16 protein-coding genes are annotated in these 16,902 nt (G+C 69.2%); 3 read left to right on the forward strand and 13 right to left on the reverse strand.

What is annotated here, in order from left to right:
- Positions 1 to 578: hypothetical protein (locus ACVW19_RS34305; RefSeq protein WP_457464990.1), on the forward strand; the 578-nt coding region annotated here is incomplete at its 5' end.
- Between the two features lie 431 nt (positions 579 to 1,009).
- Here the strand turns inward: ACVW19_RS34305 and ACVW19_RS34310 are convergent.
- Positions 1,010 to 1,183: a hypothetical protein gene (locus ACVW19_RS34310; RefSeq protein ID WP_457464991.1), complete on the reverse strand. Its 174-nt coding sequence runs from the start codon at positions 1,181 to 1,183 to the stop codon at positions 1,010 to 1,012.
- A gap of 345 nt (positions 1,184 to 1,528) precedes the next feature.
- Here ACVW19_RS34310 and ACVW19_RS34315 point away from each other — a divergent pair, with 345 nt between their 5' ends.
- Complete coding sequence (locus ACVW19_RS34315; RefSeq protein WP_457464992.1) at positions 1,529 to 2,488, forward strand: IS5 family transposase; 960 nt, start codon at positions 1,529 to 1,531, stop codon at positions 2,486 to 2,488.
- Here ACVW19_RS34315 and ACVW19_RS34320 read toward each other — a convergent pair.
- The 11 genes from ACVW19_RS34320 to ACVW19_RS34370 all read right to left on the reverse strand — a co-directional run bounded on the left by ACVW19_RS34320 (position 2,403) and on the right by ACVW19_RS34370 (position 13,204).
- Positions 2,403 to 2,903 carry a hypothetical protein gene (locus tag ACVW19_RS34320; protein ID WP_457464994.1) on the reverse strand — a complete coding sequence of 167 codons (501 nt, stop codon included), beginning with the start codon at positions 2,901 to 2,903 and terminating at the stop codon, positions 2,403 to 2,405. The two genes, ACVW19_RS34315 and ACVW19_RS34320, sit on opposite strands and share 86 nt — an antisense overlap.
- 60 nt (positions 2,904 to 2,963) lie before the next feature.
- Positions 2,964 to 3,230 (reverse strand): hypothetical protein, encoded by a 267-nt coding sequence (locus tag ACVW19_RS34325; protein ID WP_457464995.1) that lies wholly within the window; start codon positions 3,228 to 3,230, stop codon positions 2,964 to 2,966.
- 95 nt (positions 3,231 to 3,325) lie between these two features.
- Entirely contained in the window at positions 3,326 to 4,048 is a 723-nt protein-coding gene (locus ACVW19_RS34330) for a helix-turn-helix domain containing protein (RefSeq protein WP_457464996.1), read from the reverse strand.
- Positions 4,048 to 6,135, reverse strand: a complete 2,088-nt coding sequence (locus ACVW19_RS34335; RefSeq protein WP_457464997.1) for a hypothetical protein — start codon at positions 6,133 to 6,135, stop codon at positions 4,048 to 4,050. The genes ACVW19_RS34330 and ACVW19_RS34335 overlap by 1 nt, the downstream gene beginning before the upstream one ends.
- 29 nt (positions 6,136 to 6,164) lie before the next feature.
- A complete protein-coding gene (locus tag ACVW19_RS34340; protein ID WP_457464998.1) occupies positions 6,165 to 6,647 on the reverse strand; it encodes a DNA-binding protein in 483 nt (160 codons plus the stop codon).
- 764 nt (positions 6,648 to 7,411) lie between these two features.
- Entirely contained in the window at positions 7,412 to 7,990 is a 579-nt protein-coding gene (tpg, locus tag ACVW19_RS34345; RefSeq protein ID WP_457464999.1) for a telomere-protecting terminal protein Tpg, read from the reverse strand.
- A gap of 7 nt (positions 7,991 to 7,997) precedes the next feature.
- Positions 7,998 to 9,131, reverse strand: a complete 1,134-nt coding sequence (locus tag ACVW19_RS34350) for a hypothetical protein (protein ID WP_457465002.1) — start codon at positions 9,129 to 9,131, stop codon at positions 7,998 to 8,000.
- Complete coding sequence (locus ACVW19_RS34355; RefSeq protein WP_457465004.1) at positions 9,128 to 9,925, reverse strand: ATP-binding protein; 798 nt, start codon at positions 9,923 to 9,925, stop codon at positions 9,128 to 9,130. Before ACVW19_RS34355 ends, ACVW19_RS34350 begins: the two co-directional genes overlap by 4 nt.
- On the reverse strand, positions 9,922 to 10,998 hold the full coding sequence (locus ACVW19_RS34360) for an AAA family ATPase (protein WP_457465008.1): 1,077 nt from the start codon (positions 10,996 to 10,998) through the stop codon (positions 9,922 to 9,924). Before ACVW19_RS34360 ends, ACVW19_RS34355 begins: the two co-directional genes overlap by 4 nt.
- The gene (locus ACVW19_RS34365; RefSeq protein ID WP_457465016.1) at positions 10,995 to 12,593 is read right to left on the reverse strand and encodes a transposase; all 1,599 of its coding nucleotides are present in this window, start codon (positions 12,591 to 12,593) and stop codon (positions 10,995 to 10,997) included. The genes ACVW19_RS34360 and ACVW19_RS34365 overlap by 4 nt, the downstream gene beginning before the upstream one ends.
- Positions 12,594 to 12,646: 53 nt before the next feature.
- Positions 12,647 to 13,204, reverse strand: a complete 558-nt coding sequence (locus ACVW19_RS34370) for a hypothetical protein (protein WP_457465017.1) — start codon at positions 13,202 to 13,204, stop codon at positions 12,647 to 12,649.
- Between the two features lie 904 nt (positions 13,205 to 14,108).
- Between ACVW19_RS34370 and ACVW19_RS34375 the strand changes: the two genes are divergently transcribed.
- Positions 14,109 to 15,131, forward strand: coding sequence for a hypothetical protein (locus tag ACVW19_RS34375; RefSeq protein WP_457465019.1), 1,023 nt, complete (start codon positions 14,109 to 14,111; stop codon positions 15,129 to 15,131).
- A 404-nt stretch (positions 15,132 to 15,535) separates the two neighbouring features.
- Here ACVW19_RS34375 and ACVW19_RS34380 read toward each other — a convergent pair whose 3' ends face one another.
- Positions 15,536 to 16,648, reverse strand: a complete 1,113-nt coding sequence (locus ACVW19_RS34380; protein WP_457465021.1) for a hypothetical protein — start codon at positions 16,646 to 16,648, stop codon at positions 15,536 to 15,538.
- Positions 16,649 to 16,902: the final 254 nt, after the last annotated feature.

Genomic DNA, 16,902 nt, shown 5'->3' on the forward strand with positions numbered 1-16,902 from the left:
AGATGCGGGTCCAGATGCCCGCGCTTCCGGAAAAGGGAAAACGCATGTGGAGTGCTCAGGACGTGGCGCGGGATCAGGTCCGGCGTCAGGCGAGTGGCCTGGACGTCGCCGCCGTTGCGGAAAAGGTCGCGGAGGCCGCTGTCCGTGAGCGGGAGACCGCGGATCAGTTGAGGGGGAACGGTTCCTTCTACGAGTTCGAGATGGACCGGGAGCGGTTGGCTGTCATCTGGCTGGCCAAGCACGCTGAGTGGCGGCGCGTCAGGGACTTGATGACTGTGGCCGGTTGGAGTGTGTACGAGCCGGAACGGGACGCTCAGGGCTCGGTGTGGGCTCGCGAGCGTGAGGAACGGCTTGCTGATGTGCTTGCGGCACCGGCCGCCTTGGGGGAACGGCGGGGGGAGGAAGCCGATGAGCTGCGGGCGGAGGTCCGGTTGTCCGCCGCGCCCAGTCGGCTGGTCCGGGTGGTGGCCGGCCGGACGGGGCTGCGCCCCTCTCAGGTGCTGGCCCAGCTTGCCGAGCGGATCGTCGTGGGCGAGGACGGTACGGTGTCCGTCCCGCCCTTCACCCCGTCCTGGTGATTTCCGAAGCGAGCGAAGAGCCCGGCATCAAGACCAAGGTCGTCCGCGTCACGCTCGAAGGACTCGTGGCCAAGAGCCAGGCCCAGCGCACCAAGCAGGGCGCCTCGGTCTTCTACACCCCCCACCGCACCGGAGCCCACGGCTGCCGCCCAGGCCGAGAAGCGCCCCGAAGACGCCAGCCGCTGAAACATGGGGAGGCATTCCCCGCCACCCGCCTCCACTACCGGCGGCAGGGCACAACTGAAGAAAGGCCTCATCAGAGGGAAAAGAGAGCAAAATGCCACCGGGTCGGGTGAGTTGGCACTTCCAAGACCTCGGTGGCAGGAAAAGCCCCTGCTGACTATCAAGGCTGGCGGCCGCATCGACATCGTTACTCGCCGGGACGGCGTGCGGGTCCACCGTCGCAAGGGCCGGACCCGCACTTTCCGTCGTCAGACCGAACACGGAACGGCGATCTTGGATGCGAGGATGAACCCGGAACCGGCAATCGTCATGGCAGTTCCGAGTGCCTCAAGTCCGCCCGGCATGACCAGCAACACGGAAACGGCGCCCAGTAACGCCGTGACGGCAATCACCACCGCTGCTACCGCATCGACAGCGGGCAACTGCGCTACAACAGCAGGGCGTTGCCCAGGAGAGTCACCACTAGGTGGGCCGTGAGGGTGTCTGCACGGATTCATGACGCGTTCGTGCTCAGTCGGCCTAGAGTCTGAACGGAAAATCTCCCAGGTGCAGGGCATGCTGACGCCTTCGTTGGCCTGAGCTTGTGGTGGTGGGCTGGGCTGTCAGGCTGCGGGGCTGAGGGTGAGAGGGCTTCTCGAAACCGAGTGTGGGGCTGGGGGTTCCGTACGGGTGTGCTGTTCAGGTGATTGCGGCCGCGCGGGGGCATGAAGGCAGGGCCTCTCGGTAGCACAGAGGGTGTCTACGCCACTGCTCACCGGGAGGCCCTGTTGCCGCAGTTGTATCGGCCCGCTGAGGAAGAGTCCATTCCGGACACGCGGACGTGCGACTGCTTCGCCCACCAGTACGGCAACGCCGCGGACAATCCGTCCGGCGGGCACGGCTATCCGACCGACATGACGGACGCGGAGTGGACCGCGGTCCGCGGCATGATTCCGGTGCCGGCGTGGGGCGAGGGCCGGGGCGGCCGGCCGGAGGAGTACTGCCACCGGGACATACTCGACGCGATCAGGTACGTGGTGGACAACGGCGTGAAGTGGCCTGCTCTGCCTGCGGACTACCCGCCGTGGAAGGCGGTGCACCGGTTCTTCACCCGCTGGCGCAAGCAGCAACTGATCGGCGAGTTCCACGACCGGCTGCGCACCGCGACCCGTCAAGCGCAGGGCCGGGATGCGGAGCCGACGGCCGGGGTGATCGACTCGCAGTCCGTGAAGAGCACGTCCACGGTTGAGGCCGCGACCAGCGGTTACGACGGCGGGAAGAAAATCAAGGGCCGCAAGCGGCACATCGTGGTGGACACCCTCGGCCTGATCCTGGCGGTCATGGTCACCCCCGCCTCGACGGGGGACCGGGACGCCGCCCAGGACCTCCTCTCCCAGGCCACTTCAGGGCATCACCGGCTCAGGCGCGTGTGGGCGGACAGCGGATACACCGGCATGCTGGTGGGCTGGTGCGCGAGGGCCCTGAACCTGATGCTGACCGTCATCCGCCGCAGCGACGACCGCAAAGGCTTCGTCGTGCTGCCCCGACGCTGGTGTGTGGAGCGGACGTTCGCCTGGCTGACCCGCTCCCGGCGCCTCGCCCGCGACTACGAGCGGCTGCCCGCGTCGTCGGAGGCGATGATCCTGTGGTCGATGACCATGGTCATGACCCGCCGTCTCGGGCGTCGTGGCAGGCGAACCGGCCCGGCGCCGGCTCGTGCGCCCATCCCCGCGCAACGAGCCGCTTGAGCTTCACCCGCACGCCCTCGATCTTCGCCGGGACTACCTCCAGCCCCAACAAGGCAGTGATCTCACGGCAGTTCAGTGGCCCTGCCCCGGTGGCGCGGCGTTCGGCCAGCAGGTTCATGACCTGCTGATACTCCGGCGCCAGCACCCCGACCGACAGCCCCTTGCGCCAGATGGGAACCATCGACCCGGACCTCGCCGCCGACGGTGCCGTGGCCCCGTTCCCGTCCGGCGTCTTTTCCGCCTCACCGTCCTGGTCTGCGGTTTTGCCTTCGCCCCACACCTCGCTGACCCGCCTGCGGGCGATCAGCCACTCGTCCCACTCCGACTGCGCCGCCTCCAGCTCGGCCCGCAACTCCTCCACCCGCTTCCGGGCCGCCCGCTCCCGCTCCTCCAGCCGCCCCAGCACCGACGCCATCACGCACCTCCAGCACGCCACCTCCACGGACGCACCGGACCTACCTCACCCACCCCAGCACTATGCCTGACCAGCACGAACCCAGCCCCACACTCGGTTTCGAGAAGCCCTCTTATCCATCAGTCGCTGGACCTCGGTAATGGTGAGTACGGTCGTGCTCCGGCGTGATCCTTCCGCCAACCGGACCTCGACATCGACATTGCATACCGCTTCCAGGTTCTCCCCGGCGTCGGGCAGGAGGGACGCCTCGAAGCGGTCCGTACGGACGCGGTGCCAGGGCTCGTCCCAGCGCTGTTCGGCTATTTCGGCGTCTGCGTTGTTGGTCATCGTGTGAGTGTCCCGGGCCGGGCTCTCCGCTTGTCATGCCCGGCGTCTTGATCCGATCGGCGGCGGCACGTCACCGCAAAGTCAAAGGCAGCGTGTCAACGTGGACGCCAGGTACGCACCTCGAGATGGAGGATTTGGGCGTCCGGGCGGATGCGGCTGGTCTCCACGAGCCACTGGTGCACGGCTGCGGTGACGTCCCCGCCTGCGGCGTCGACGCGGCGGGCGAAGTCGGCGGCGTCGAAGCCGCCGGTCTGGGCGGAGCCGTAGGAGCGTTCCTCGGTGTGGTCAGTGCGCTGGATGACGTGGCGGCGGATGCCGGGTGAGTCGGTGCGGCTGCCGGAGGGGTGCAGGTAGGCGGTCTTGGCGAGGCGGACGGTAAAGGCCAGGCGCAGGCCTCGGCGGGCGGCTTCGGCAATCAGGGGGCGTAGGCGTGCGGAGCCGGAAGCGATGGCCTGGGCGCCGACGCGGCCGGTGCCGGAGCCGGTGGGGGTGATCAGGAGAGCCTTGGTGCGCACCCGGGCGCGGGCGCCGGAGGCGGTGGTGCGGCGGTGGGTGTGGCGGGCGGCGATGGCGGTGAGCTCGGGCAGGTCGGTGATGCCGCCGGTTTCGACGGCGGTGAGGACCTCGCGGAGGGCGGTGACGAAGGCGGCGCCTTTGTTGCGGGTGTAGAACTGCGAGACGAGGGAGGGGTCGCGGTTGATGATGCGGGCGATGTCGCGTTTGGTGTAGCCAGCCTGCTGGAGTCGGTCGGCCAGGCGGGCGGCCTCGTTCAGCCCCTGCTGACCGCCTGGGGGGTTGCGGCGGGGGCGGGGCGGCATCAGGCCTCCCGCTGGCTGGTGAGGGCGGCGCGACCGGCGTCCCGCAGCGTCAGGAGTTCTTCCTCGGTGGTGGGTGCGGGCACGGGGCCGGTGAGTCGGCCCTTGAGGAGGTAGTCGCCGGGCTGGTGGTGGTGGGGCCAGTTCTGGGGCTGGGTGAGGTAGAGGGCGTCGGTGCGGAAGGCGACGACGCTGCCGGGCGGGGTGTGGAGGGCGCCCGCGTAGGTGTCGTCGTCGCGGTGGCGCTGGGTGAGCAGGGCGGCGCGGGCGCCGGACCAGATGGCGGCGGCCCATTCGGGGTGGGCGTTGGGGTCGCGGGCGAAGCCGGTGGGCTTTTGCCAGGTGATCAGTTCGTCGTCGAAGCCGATGATCTCGGCGTCCGCAGGGACGTCGCGCTCCATGGTGCGGGGGGTGGTGCCGGTGACCATGCGGGGGCGTTGGGCGAAGGAGCCGATGCCGTACAGCAGGATGGAGCGCACCGCGCGGGAGGCGAGGTGGGCGGCGCGGGCCTGCTGGGCGTCGCCGTGAAAGTGGGCCTGGGCGGAGAGGTTGGTCCAGGTGTCCTTGAGTTTCTTGGCCCAGTCGTCGAGGGGTTTGCCGTCCTCCCACAGGATGCCGTCGAGGATTTCGATCCTCCACGGCGCCAGGGGGTTGGTCAGGGCGGTGTGGATCTCGGGGCCGCCGGCCCAGGTGGTGAAGGTGGCACCGGGCTGGGCGGGGTAGTGCCAGGCGCGGTCGCCGGGGGCGGGGGCGGGCAGGAGGCCGACGTGGTCCCAGGTGTCGGGGACGGTGACGCGTACCTGCCAGTGCCCGCATCCGTACAGGGCGCGGATTTGTTCCTTCTCCGGCCAGGAGGCGAAGGTGCCCGCGGTGATGCGGCGGGGGGTGCCGACCGGGGACTTCCAGGTGTGTTTGGCGTAGGCGAAGGTGCGGTCGTACTCGACGAGCTGGGGCAGCTGGTCTGGGACGCGGGGCGGGGTGATCAGTTCGTTGCGGCCCTGGCCTGCGGTGGCGTGGAGGAGGCCGCGCAGTTCCTCGGACAGGACGGGGAAGCCGTCGGCGTGCTGGCCGCGGGTGGGGATGGTGCGGGTCCACAGGTCGCGGCCGGTCTGGGAGGGGGAGCCCATGATGACCGCGTCGCTCCAGTGGCGGCGCAGGGCCTGCCACAGCAGCACGAAGGCGTCCCGGATGGTGGCGGGGTCGTCGCCGTCGGTGTCGAACCACTCCCCCACCGAGCGGATCTCCACGTGGCTGTCGCCGCTCTCACGTTGGTAGCGGCCGACGGGGTTGCGGGCGTGGACGAAGTGGCCGGCCATCCGGTCGCGGCCGCGGCCGGTGTCGGTGCGCCAGCCGGGTGTGGGGGCGTTGAGCCAGGCGGCGACGGCGTCGCGCAGGTAGGGGTGGCGGTCGGCGTCGCGGTGCCAGGGGTCGCCGGCGGTGATGTAGATCCGTTCCACGCCCTCGGGGATGGTGTGGAAGACGGCGGTGAGGATGTCGGCGGCCGACCTGCTGCCGAGGTCGAGGTGGTGGGTCTGCTGGCGGTGGACCAGGACGCCGATGTCGGTGTCGAGGAAGACGGTGGAGCGGGCCTGCTGGGTGAAGTTGGGGCGGGTGGACGCCAGGCCGGGCGTGTGGGCGAACCAGGCATCGCCCGTCCCTCCCTCGGGGATGGAGGGCAGGGTCCGCGGCGTATCCGGTGCGGCGGTCACGGCCGGGGTATCGGCTGGGGCGGTCTGCGGCTGCACGGTACGCATGGCGGGCGCCGCTGCCGCGGGCTGTGTGGTCGGTTCCGGCTCGGCGTCCTTGGGGGGTGTATGTGCAGCGGGAGCCGGTGCCTGCGCCGGGACATCGGTGCTTTCCTCGGTGAGGCTGTCGGGAGCCAGGGACGGGGCAAGGACGACGACGTCGGCCACGCTCAGCCCGGCGGCCGGGGCGATCCGCTCCGCTTTGGCCTTCTCATAGGAGGCCAGCTGGACGATCCGCTTGTCCCGGTCGGCTTCCAGCTTCGCCAGCGCCGCCCGGGCCTTCTTGATCTGGTCCCGCACGGTGCGCAGGTCGGCGAGCGCGGTGTTATAGCTCTGTGCATCCATCGGGAGTTTTCCTTGTCCGGGCTGACGGCTCAGCCTGCGCTGGTCGTGGAGACGTAGGCGATGGCCCCGCCCGAGTGGGAAGGAAGTCGGGTGGCTAGCAGCAGCTGGGCGAGTCGGCGATCGCCGTCGAGGTCGGAGGTGATCGACGTGCGTGGGGTGGCCAGGTCGGTGACGTAGCCGGCCAAGCGGGCGTCAGGGAAGGCGTGTCGGCCGTCGGTGTTCTTCTCCCAGAGTTCGAGGCCGGTCAGCACCGCCACCACGTAGCCGGACAAGGTGACCGGCAGTACTCCCCCGGCCGCGATGCTTGCCGGGTCGCACCGCCACCAACCGCGGAGTGCCTTCAGGAGGCTGTCGGGGCTGAGGTCGGCAGCGAATCCGATCCAGTCGCGGTCGGCGTCGTCGGCAGGCTGAGCGGTGTCCACGCGCAGGACAGCGACCTCCTGGGTGTCCAGCTGGGCCAAGGGGGCGTGGTTGCGCGTGCTGAGGGCCTGCACGACGGTCAGGGGGGTCATAACGCGCACTCCGCGGTGGGAAAGTCCGGGGAGCAATCCGGCATGGACGAGGCGTCGGAAGGTCGTGACGGCGCAGCCGAGTTCTTCGGCGGCCTGTCCGGTCGTCAGGAGCATGCCTGCCACCCCTCCCGTATGCGCACTCTGTTATCTGATGTGGGATCCACATTAGAAGGTCCCTCAAGGGGTGTCAAAAGGCACTCCCGCCTGTGCAGCGTCTGCTCTCTTCAGAGAGCTCTGCGGGGAACCGGCAGGACGCAGGAGGAACGTGGCGTGCCGTGTGCGCTTCACCTACCGTCCATGAGCCGACACGGCATGCAATGGCATCTCAGGGAGGCTGCCGACGATCCGAGAGCGCGGAGCGCATCCCAGGAGGTCGGCGACAGCGACACCGGCTCGACTGTCGGATTGACCGCTGCGTGGATTCTCACTCGGGCGGCCGGTAGTTCGGGACTGGCGATCGGAGACGGACAGCATCGGCTGTCCCTGCACTGTTCCCGGCTTCGGTCGGGCAGCTGTACGCATCCTTGACCGCAGAGGCGCAGCGCCGTACTCGGCCTGCGGCTTCGTAGGTGGCCCCCACCCTGCGCCCCGAGGTAGCAGGGGCCGCGACTTAGTTTCGGTTCGGGCTGAGCGGGGTTGGGTGACGGCTCGTCCAGTTCACCGGCGAGGACGGGGTGCCAGGGTCCGTTGCATGATCGGGATCCGTCCGGCGCGCCGGACGGATCCCGATCATGCAACGGACCCTGGCATCGCGATCGTACGAATCAGACGTAGGAGAAATTGATGTAGTCGACGTTGGTGAGTCGTACCGCATGCAGCCCGTTGTTTCCTGGCGAGACTTTGAAGTATGACTCGCCTACCCCATCGGCGACGATGCTGCGCAGTTCTTGCTCGCTTGCGCCGCGGTGTCGGGCCGCGAGCAGGCGCGCCGGGTAAGGGGGGTGCACAGGCTCCGAGAGGTGGCGGACACGGCCGTCGTCGGAGGTTCCTGCTGCTGCGTCGAAGCCGAACCAGCCCTGGAAAGACACCCAGAGGCTGTGCTGCTGCTCGCTGAGTGCTTGGTGGGCCCGGCGGCGGATGCGGGGCTGCCACAGCCTGATGACTTCTTTGAGAATGGCTTGGCTCAGCGCTTCGTTTGGGGTGGTGGGTTGCTTGGCGAGGATGCGCTGCAGGGTTCGGGGCGTGGTGTTGAGTCTGCTGGCGAGGGCGGCGAGGTCTGTGCTTTTCGAGGTGAGGAAGCGTAGGCGGGCCCTGTCGGAGAGCGGGGGCCGACGGGTCCAGTGGTGGGCGTCGGCGATGTCGAGGGCTTGTGCGACGGAGTCGGTGTGGAGTCGGTCGAGCATGTGTCCTTCAGGGGGTGGGGCGGCTGCGCGGTCGGTGGGTTGTTTTGGTGCGGGGGGTGCGGGGACGGCGGGCCGGTGGGGTGAGCAGGAGCCGACAGGCGTGGAGTGCCTGGTCGATGTCGTGGTGTTCCCAGTGGGGGACGGCCAGTGGGTTGGGGGCGTCGGGGTGGCCGCGCAGTGCGGCGAGGTGGCGGGCGGCGTCCGTCAGGACCGCCGCCCAGGGCGGCTGCGGGGGCAGGGCGCTGCTCGCTGGGGTGTGGGTGGTCGTGAGCTGGCGGCTGGTGTGCCCGGTTAGTGCTGTCCAAGCGACGCATGCGGCGTGGACGGGGTGGGCGACGCGGGTGTGGATGCGGTCGGCGATTTGGATGGTGTGGGGGTGGAGATAGTCCTGGTCGGGCCCGGGCAGGGGCAGGGGCGGGGTAAGGCCGGGTGGCGGAGGCGGTAGCGGGGGTGTGGGGGCTGAGGTTTTTGGGCTCGAGGGCTGGGGCGGCGTGCGGAAGTGCAGTTCGTCCTGGCGTGGCGGGAAGGGAGCGCGGTGCCGCCACCACGGGTAGCCGGCGGGTTGCCGCGGGCGGGCTGGTGGGCTCCAGTGGGCGGCTGCGGCCTTTTGGGTGTCGAGGAGTTGGTGCTCGAGGGTGTTCAGCAGGGTGCGGGTTTTCGGCGGGATGGGGCCGTTGCACAGCAGGGTCAGGCGAATGCCGGTGCGGGCGCTGAGCGCCAGCAGCTGCTCCCATTGCCCTGTGCTGAGCCGGTGGGCGCGGCAGACGGTCAGGTCGGTGATGGTCAGGGCGAGGGTCCAGGCGGTGGCGATGCGCCAGCTGCGGTCGGCGTTGGTGGCCCATACGGGCAGGCTGCGGTCGTCGGTCAGGGGCAGGTGCTTGCCGAGGGCGCGGATCAGGTCGTGGGCCAGGCCGGGGCCGGTTCCGGCCAGCGGGGTGGGGTGGACGGTGATGTGGCCGTGGTGGGGCTGGTGTGCGGAGAAGGCCAGGCGCATGTAGTCCGGTTCGTCGCGGATGGCGGTGACGACGGTGACGGGAGGGAGGAGGGTGGTCTGGCGGGGCGGCCAGGTGGGGTTCCACTCGTGGTGGTTGGATGCGCCGGCGGGGGTGGGGGAACCGGGTGGGGGCGGGTGGGTGGTCATGGCGTCTCCGGGCGGGGCGTGAGGCGGTGCAGGAGTGCGTGAAGGCTGGTGCGGGCGGGCCGGAGGGTGGCGCGGTGGGTGAGTGCGGCCCAGCGGCGGAAGTTGCCGTGGGCCCACGTGTGGTCGAGGTCCAGGAGCAGGTCGGGGTCGGTGGTCTTCCAGTGGGGGTGGAAGGCGGGGATGACGGTGGTGATCTGGGTGGTGTCGAGGGGGTCGAGGTCGTGCCAGCAGGTGACGCGTGAGGCGAGGATGGCGGTGGTGCGCAGGGCGCGGAGGCGGTGGCTGCCCACGGCCAGGACCAGGGCGATGCGGGTGTGGGGGTCGTCGTAGAGGTAGCGGAGGTATTCCAGGCAGGAGGCGGAGAGTTGGTGGGCTTCGTCGACGGCCAGCAGCCGCAGCGGGTGGTGGAGGGCGTGGCGGATGAGGTCGTCGCTGGTGCCGGGGTCTTTGGGGCGCTGTCCGGGCAGGTTCAGGGCGTGGTGGAGGCTGTGACGGAGGTCGTCGGGGCGGGCCTGGGGCTGGGGCAGGATCCGGATGGCGTGCCAGGCGGGGTGCTGGTCGAGCACGGTGTGCAGGGTGAAGGTCTTGCCTGCTCCGGCGGGGGCTGCCAGGCACATCAGGCCCTGCTCGGTGACGGTGGCCTGCAGGGCGGTGGTGGTGGCGGTGACCTGGGGGGTGTGGACGGTGCGGGCGCCGGTGAGGCCGAGGTGGTGGCGGGCGAAGCGGAGCGTTCCGTGGGCGGTGACGACGGGGGTGGTGCGGGTGGCCCGGTGCGACGGGGCGGTCGGGGTCACCGGTCGTCGTCGCGGCGGGCGGGGCGGGCGGGGCGGGATCGGCGGATGGCCCAGCGGGCGAGAGTCTCGTCGACTTCGCTCAGGCCGCGGCGCTTCATGCCCTCAAGGACGTGGTGGGTGACCTTGGACCACATGCGGAAGGTGCCGCCGCCGGCTTCCTGGTCGATGAAGTCGATCAGCTCGGGCGAGGCGTTGGCCCATACGGGGTGGAACAGGGGGATGTTCTTGGCGACCTCCGCCGGTTCCATGGGCGTGAACTCCTGCCAGATGTAGATCCGGGAGGCGAGGGCGGGCTCGTTGTAGAGGGTCTTGTAGCACTCCTCGCCGCCGACGAAGAGGACGGCGGGACGGCTCTTTCCCTTGCCGGTGTCGTACAGGTGCCGGACGAATTCGAAGCATTCGCGGCTGAACTGCTGGGCTTCGTCGCAGACCAGGATGTAGGGGCGGCGGGCGAGGGAGCGCTTGAGGAGGCGGTCGAACTCGCTGGGGTGGGCGGGGGGCTTGCCTTCCAGGTGCAGGACGTCGAAGAGTTCCATGCGGATGTCGCGCGGGGTGGGGCGGGCGCGGAACTGGAGGAGCAGGACGAGGTCGGGGGCGACTTCCTTGAGCGCGGCGTGGACGGAGAAGGTCTTGCCGAGGCCCGCATCGCCGTAGATGCAGGACATGGCACGGGCGTCGATGGTGTCGGCGATGTTCTCGCCGGCCTCCAGGAGTGCTTCGGTGGCGACGATGCGGGCGTCGGGCAGGTCGAGGTAGAAGGCGGGGTCTGCGCCGCTGATGTCGGCAGGGGCCGTGGCGGGAGTGGGCGTGGTCATGATGGCTGCTCCTGGCGTCGCGGTGGGATGAGCGGCAACGGGGATGGCGGGGGCGCCCGCAGATACGTGGGCGGTGCCGAGGTGCCGGCCGGTGGCGGTGTCGTGGACGTTGATCCGCTCGGTGTCGGGGGCGGCTTCGACGGTGATGCGCTCACCTGTGTGGGCGAGGGTGAAGGCTGCGCTGTAGGTACGGCCCTGCCAGTGGATGAGCCCGTGCGGTGTGATGGTGCGCAGCGCCCGTGGGGGTGCGGGGGTCATGGGGTGGTGCGGTCCTCCTCGGTGCCGGCGGGTTGGGGGATGGCCCAGCGGGCGCCGGGGGTGACGCGGCGGGGCATGTATCCGGCCGGTACGCCGTCGTCCTTGGCCTGCGAGCGGCGGGCGAGGGCGAGTTCGGCGGCGGCCTGGGTGCGGGTCATGGTCCCGGTGGTGCGTGCGGGCTCGGCCTGGGTGACGGCCTTGAAGCGGCGCCGACGGCGGCGCTTGGCTTCAGCCAGGTCGCGGCGCAGGCGGCGTACCCGTTCGTCGCGGGCCTCGTAGACGGCGCGGATCTCTTCCTCGCTGGCCTCGTCGGCCAGGTGCGCGGTGCCCAGGTGCGCATCGGTGTGTGCGTCGAAGACCTCGATACTGCGGGGGTGGTGGGGCTGGTAACGGATACGGACCTGGGTGCCGGTGCGGCCGGTCATCCAGGCGCCGATGTAGTCGCGGTTGTGCCAGCGGATGCCGTGGCCGTGGATGATGCGGGTGGAGCGCTCCTCCTCCAGCAGGAAGACGTGCAGGTCCTCGAGCGGCGGCTCGCGCAGGGGGGTGTCGTCGTCGAGCCAGGCTTCCAGCGCGGTGACGTCACCGCGGCCCTGCATGCGGTGTTCGGCGTTTCGGGTGCGGACCCACTTGGCGAACAGGTCGACGAAGGCCTCGAAGGTCAGTGCGGGGTCCTTGTCCCCCACCCGCCGCTTGGCGTTGAGTTTCTGGGACTTGGTGTAGCGGGGCAGGGTGGAGAAGAACATGCTGGTCGCTGCCCGGTTGAGGTTTTCGATGCTGCCTTTGAGGTGGGGGGTGTAAGGCGGCAGGACGTCCACCTGGACGGCAAGGCTGCCCATGGCCTGGGTGACGACCCGGGAGAGGAAGTCCTTGCCGCGGTCGATGCGGATGCGGCGGGGCAGCCCGCCGGCCGGGCCGTGCACGTCGTCGGTGAGGATGCAGGCGCGCAAGGCAGCCAGGATGGAGGCGCGATGCGGGTAGTGCGGCGTGACGGCCCAGCCCATGGTCATGCCGGTGTGGCAGTCGCAGAACCAGGTGACCCACGGTTTGACCAGGCGGCCCTCTGCCCAGACCAGGACGGGTACTTGTTTGTGGTCGCCTTCCCATTCCTCGTTGCGGGCGGTTGGCGGGCGGCGCAGGTGGGGGTCGTGCCCGCGGGAGGCGGGGAGTCCCGCGCGCAGCCCGGCCAGGTCGCCTTGGGGCAGGTCTCGTTTGATGGCGCGGTGCAGGGTGGACAGGCTCGGCACGTCTCGCTCGTCGTCGGCCTCGTCGAGCATCTCCTGGTGGACGGCTTTGATGTTGCCGTGGTGGTAGGCGAGTTTGACGCGGATTTCGTCGGTGATCGTGAACCGGGGGCGTTCGGTCAGGTCGGCGGTGCCCAGGTCCTGTGCTTTCTCCAGGCGCCGCCACACTGTGCGCTCGTGGACGCCCACGGTGCGGGCGACGGTCTTCACGTCGGCGCTGGTCATGTCGCCTCGCTGGCGTAACTCCATCAGGGAGCGGACTGCGGCCGCCAGCAGCTTCTTCTTCTCCCGTCGGCGCCGTGGTGCGCGCTCTGCGTCGTCGAACGAGGTGTCAGTCGATGCCCGGGGCACCGGGGCCTCCTTCGGGGATGCGGGTGTTCAGCCAGGGAAGGTGCGGGCAGGGGTCAGCCGATGATGCCGATGTGCCGCACGTAGTGGTAAGAGCGGTGGTCGGAGTCCATGTCACTCATGAGGTCCTGCCACAGGTGCTCCATCGCCAGGGAGTCCTGCCGTGCCCAGGCTGCGATGATCGGGCTCCATCGCCAGATGTTTTTCCGACGGGCCCGCAGGTAGCGTCGGTGCCGGGCCTCGACGGCCTCCTGGTTGACGGGGTGGACCTCGATCTGGGTACCGCCATCTGCGTTGAACAGGCGGGTCAGGTAGGGGGCGATGTTGCGGCGGCGCAGCTCGCGGAAGGCCTGCTGCAAGAGCTGCTGCTCCTGGGGTTCGGGGGTGAGGGATTTCGACCGCCATGCGGCAAGGGTGTGGGCATCGGCGGTGACGCCATGGGCGCGGAGTGCGACTGCCGCGGACTTCTTCGTCACCAGATAGTTCAGCGCCTGGTGGAGAAGTTTCTCGTCATTGCGCGTCCAGTCGACGTCGCCGAAGACACGCCTGTCCAGGCTCTCGGCCAGCGCACGCCCTCCTTCAATGCCCTGTGCGCCCAACTCACCGAATCCCATTGGTCTTTCCTTCATTTCGTTGGTGTACGTCGTGACGGCCCAGGCGGGGCCGATCGCAGGTGGTGAACGGGCGTGATGACGCCGGTTGAAAGAGAAGGCGGCCGTGCGGTCACGTGCGACGAACGCCGTGTAGGTTCGCCCACGCCAATCCTTGTGGGGTGGTGTGCAGGGCGAGGGCCGGGCTCAGCTGCTGTGCGAGCGCCGGTGAGGTGCAACTTAAGCCGCAGGCCGGCTTGGTGGAGTAACTTCAAGTCGTCGTTGAAATAGTGCGGGCACAGCCGAACCTGTTGTCACAATTCGGGCGCTCGGCTTGCCGTGCAGCAGGCGGCGGAGGTCGGCCCGGCTCTGCGTTACAGGCGGCCGCGGCGCGTGCCGTCGAGCCTTACGTTTGTGAGCGGGGCAACAGGGACGGCGGCAGGCAGCGCGCCTGCCAGCCTGCGGCGCAACGAAACATGCCAACAGCCGGGAAAGCGCAGGTAGGGGCGGACTAGATGGACGGCAGACTGGGCCGCCCTCACTGCCTGGACCCTGCTACGAACCCTTACGTTCTCTTGTAAGAATTTGTAAGGGTGTCCTGTGCGGCGAGAATCTCTCCGCTCGCGTTCCCCGTCGTGAGCCCGGTGGGCGGCAAACATACGGCGCGGGCGGACGGGGCACTCTAGCGGCGGGGTCTGACAATGGAGGCCTCCGCAGGCACACGAACTCCTGAGTAATGAAATTTAGTTGACTGATTCTCGTCGTGCGTGTGCGGACAGCTGTGCCTTTACCGGCGCAGGGTCGCCGGTCGGCTCGCATGCCCCTCGCTGTGACCAAAAGAACGCGGCGGCTGAATCCGAGCGCGCCGGAGAAATGAGAAACGTTTCCGCTGAGTCCCGCTGTCAGACCTGTCCGACACGATGCGCGCATGAGCCTCACCTCGTCCCTCAAGGACCCCACTTCTGCGATGTCCCGGTTCCTCTTGGAGCATCTCCCCCAGCACGAGGATGTGTCAGCCGACTACCGGCAGCGGGTGCGCCGCCGCGCTGCACCCGTTGTCCCCGCTGCAGGGGCGGGGCGGCGTCCGGATTGGCGGATGCTCGGCCACACGATCGACCACCGGCTGCGCATCAGCCTGGGAGCGCCCACCGGTCAGCCGATCAAGGAAGGCGTCCGTCGCGCCGTCCTGGACGACGACGGCTGGCCCAGCCCGGACGTCATCAGCACCGTGCAGGCCGCCGGCACGGTGCTGCTGGAAGAGCTGGATGGGTATGAAGACGCCGCGGGGCAGCCGCTGACCCTTGAGCCAGCGGCCGAGGACAGGCTCATCCGGCTGTGCCACATCGCTTCCAGCTTCGAAGCCATCTTTCGATGTGTGGGATGGGTACGCGGCAACAGTCTGGGCCTGTGCAAGCCCGGAGCAGACCTGGACGACCTGGTGGCAGCCGTGCCCGACTATGTCGTCGACGACATCCGCGCGCAGATGGCACTAGCGTCCAGCCCCGGCCCCTTCGCCCGCCTGCAACGCCTTCCCGCTGACCAGCGGATCTGCGGGCCTGTCTTCGACGGCAGCCTGCATGTCGGTGGCGCAGACGCCGACTTCATCCTCGATGGCGCACTCATCGACTGCAAGGCAACTGTCCGCCCCGAGCGCCTGGGCCGCGCAGAGGTCTACCAGCTCGCCGGCTACCTCCTGCTCGACTACAGCAACCAGTACGCCATCGAGAAGGTGAGCCTGTACCTCTCACGCCAGGGCGCGCTCATCGACTGGAGCGTGCCCGACTTCCTCGGCCTGCTGGGCGCTCGGCTTGACCTGCCCACTCTGCGGGCGGCCTGCCGGCACGCTCTCACCAACGGCACGGAGGGCGAGCCGCCGCCCCCTGAGGACCAGCGCCGGCCACTCCCCCGCCCCCGCAACGCCGCCCCTGTGCAGGACTCGCTTTTCGATTAGGCGGACGAGGCTGGACACAAGACTGGTGTGCCTGGGCGGTCTCCCAGCAGGCACGCAGCTGGCAATGGGCCGTCCGGTGCCGCCTCACTTCGCCGAACAGCGCCTCGTGCCGCAGGGCCGATCCGGTGCTGCGTTCGCCCCTGCGGCACCGACGCCTGGTAAGTCGTGGCCGACCGGCGCGACGTGCGCTTCCGTGCCGTATGCGCGTGAGAGGTGTCGGGCCGGCCGGACCAGCCCGCCTCGCTCACGTGTAGCAGCAGTCCGATGGGGAACGCAGCCGGCGTTGCACTCTTGGTCCTCCCTGGCGACCCCTCGCCTCGTGGAAGGCTCGACGCATAGGGCCGTGTTCGGCGTGACGGTAGCCTTTATGCGATGGGGGAGGTCGGCCGGCTTGCCCGGCTGTGTCAGCGAAACACGCTCAGCCGTGTGAGGAACTGCTTCACGAGGGCGTCGAGATCGGCGTCGGCGCTGGTTTCCTCAACCAGGATGCGCTCGATGTGCACGATTCCGCTGTTGCGCCACTGGCGGTCGCGTGTGGCGTCCGCGGCGAACCGCTTCTGGTGGTGGGGGCCGTCGACCTCGATGATTCCCACCCTGCCCGCCATGGTGATGAGGAAGTCCGGGGTCCAGGCGTTGCCGACGCCGACGCGTCCCATCGGCAGGGGGAAGATGGAGATGGTGGAGTCCGGCGGGAGTTCCGCTTGTGCTCTCTTCAATGCCTCATAGACGAGCATCTCTTCCCTGGAGTCGAAGACGAAGCCTTCCTTGCTAAGAGTGGGGGCGACGCCTCTGGCGCGGGTCCGGGACCCCTGGTTGGACGCCGTTCCTTTGGTCAGTCTTTCCTGCAGGACCTGCCGCCAGTCGTCACCGATCTCGGGAAGAGCAGGCGCGGCGGTAACGCCATTGATCTCCAGGCCATGACGTCCAGCCACATGGGTAAGGACCGGCTGGATGGCGGCGGTGACCTCGGCGGTGAAGCGGGGGACGAGATAGGGCGGAACGATGAGGACGGCGTCCTCCCAGTCCCCGAATCGGTTGCCGGGCACGAGTTCGACGTCTTCGACATCTGTCAGCAGGGCGGCGGCCTGGCTGTGGCCTTGCTCGTGCATGAGGAACGCAGTCTGCCCCAGGACGCGGTGCAAGGTGTCCGTCGCCCGCTCGGCCGTCTGAGGCGACGGCTCGGGGGCCGTGACGGCGACGGAAACCTGGACTTGCGGCGCCGGGTTTGCCGGTGTCAGGCGGGTGAGCGAGCCGGGCTTGCCCTCAACGACGGACTTGACGGCCGACGGCCGACCGAGGAGCTCCTCGAGCGCCTCTTCGAGGATGCTGGGAGAGCCCGAACTGAGGAAGTTGTCCACGGCGCCCTGGTTGATCCAGGCCAGGGTGAGTGTAGCGCCGTCGTAGGAGCGCACGCTCGCGTTCTGGTCCAGCAGGATCCAGGTGAAGCGCCGACGTTTCTTGACCACTTCCAGAAGCTGCGGCCACAGCCCCTGCATGTCCACCGTCTTGTCCGCCATCGCGCCTCCCCGGTCGCTGTCCCTCCATCAGCGTAGAAGCAGACACTGACAACGAGGTCTCTGCGCTGCAACGGCCGTGGGCCGACGCCTGTCATCGGTCGATGGTGGAAGAAGATCACTGATCCGGCGAACGCCTCGCCGCTTCAAGTACGGTCTGGGCCGCGGCATGACTGTTCATCATCGTGAGCCCGACCGAGCGGCACGGTCCAACCGGGTGGCAGGCCTGGCGGTTCACCCGTGCACGAGTCGACGTG

The sequence above is a fragment of the Streptomyces sp. TE5632 genome, assembly GCF_054061295.1.

Bases quoted from the DNA above. Each gene is read 5' to 3' on its own strand.
- ACVW19_RS34375 (WP_457465019.1), top strand. From the start codon at position 14,109: ATGAGCCTCACCTCGTCCCTCAAGGACCCCACTTCTGCGATGTCCCGG.
- ACVW19_RS34340 (WP_457464998.1), bottom strand. From the start codon at position 6,647: ATGACCCCCCTGACCGTCGTGCAGGCCCTCAGCACGCGCAACCACGCC.
- ACVW19_RS34330 (WP_457464996.1), bottom strand. From the start codon at position 4,048: ATGCCGCCCCGCCCCCGCCGCAACCCCCCAGGCGGTCAGCAGGGGCTG.
- ACVW19_RS34320 (WP_457464994.1), bottom strand. From the start codon at position 2,903: ATGGCGTCGGTGCTGGGGCGGCTGGAGGAGCGGGAGCGGGCGGCCCGG.
- ACVW19_RS34325 (WP_457464995.1), bottom strand. From the start codon at position 3,230: ATGACCAACAACGCAGACGCCGAAATAGCCGAACAGCGCTGGGACGAG.
- ACVW19_RS34335 (WP_457464997.1), bottom strand. From the start codon at position 6,135: ATGGATGCACAGAGCTATAACACCGCGCTCGCCGACCTGCGCACCGTG.
- tpg (WP_457464999.1), bottom strand. From the start codon at position 7,990: ATGCTCGACCGACTCCACACCGACTCCGTCGCACAAGCCCTCGACATC.
- ACVW19_RS34350 (WP_457465002.1), bottom strand. From the start codon at position 9,131: ATGACCACCCACCCGCCCCCACCCGGTTCCCCCACCCCCGCCGGCGCA.
- ACVW19_RS34360 (WP_457465008.1), bottom strand. From the start codon at position 10,998: ATGACCCCCGCACCCCCACGGGCGCTGCGCACCATCACACCGCACGGG.
- ACVW19_RS34380 (WP_457465021.1), bottom strand. From the start codon at position 16,648: ATGGCGGACAAGACGGTGGACATGCAGGGGCTGTGGCCGCAGCTTCTG.
- ACVW19_RS34370 (WP_457465017.1), bottom strand. From the start codon at position 13,204: ATGGGATTCGGTGAGTTGGGCGCACAGGGCATTGAAGGAGGGCGTGCG.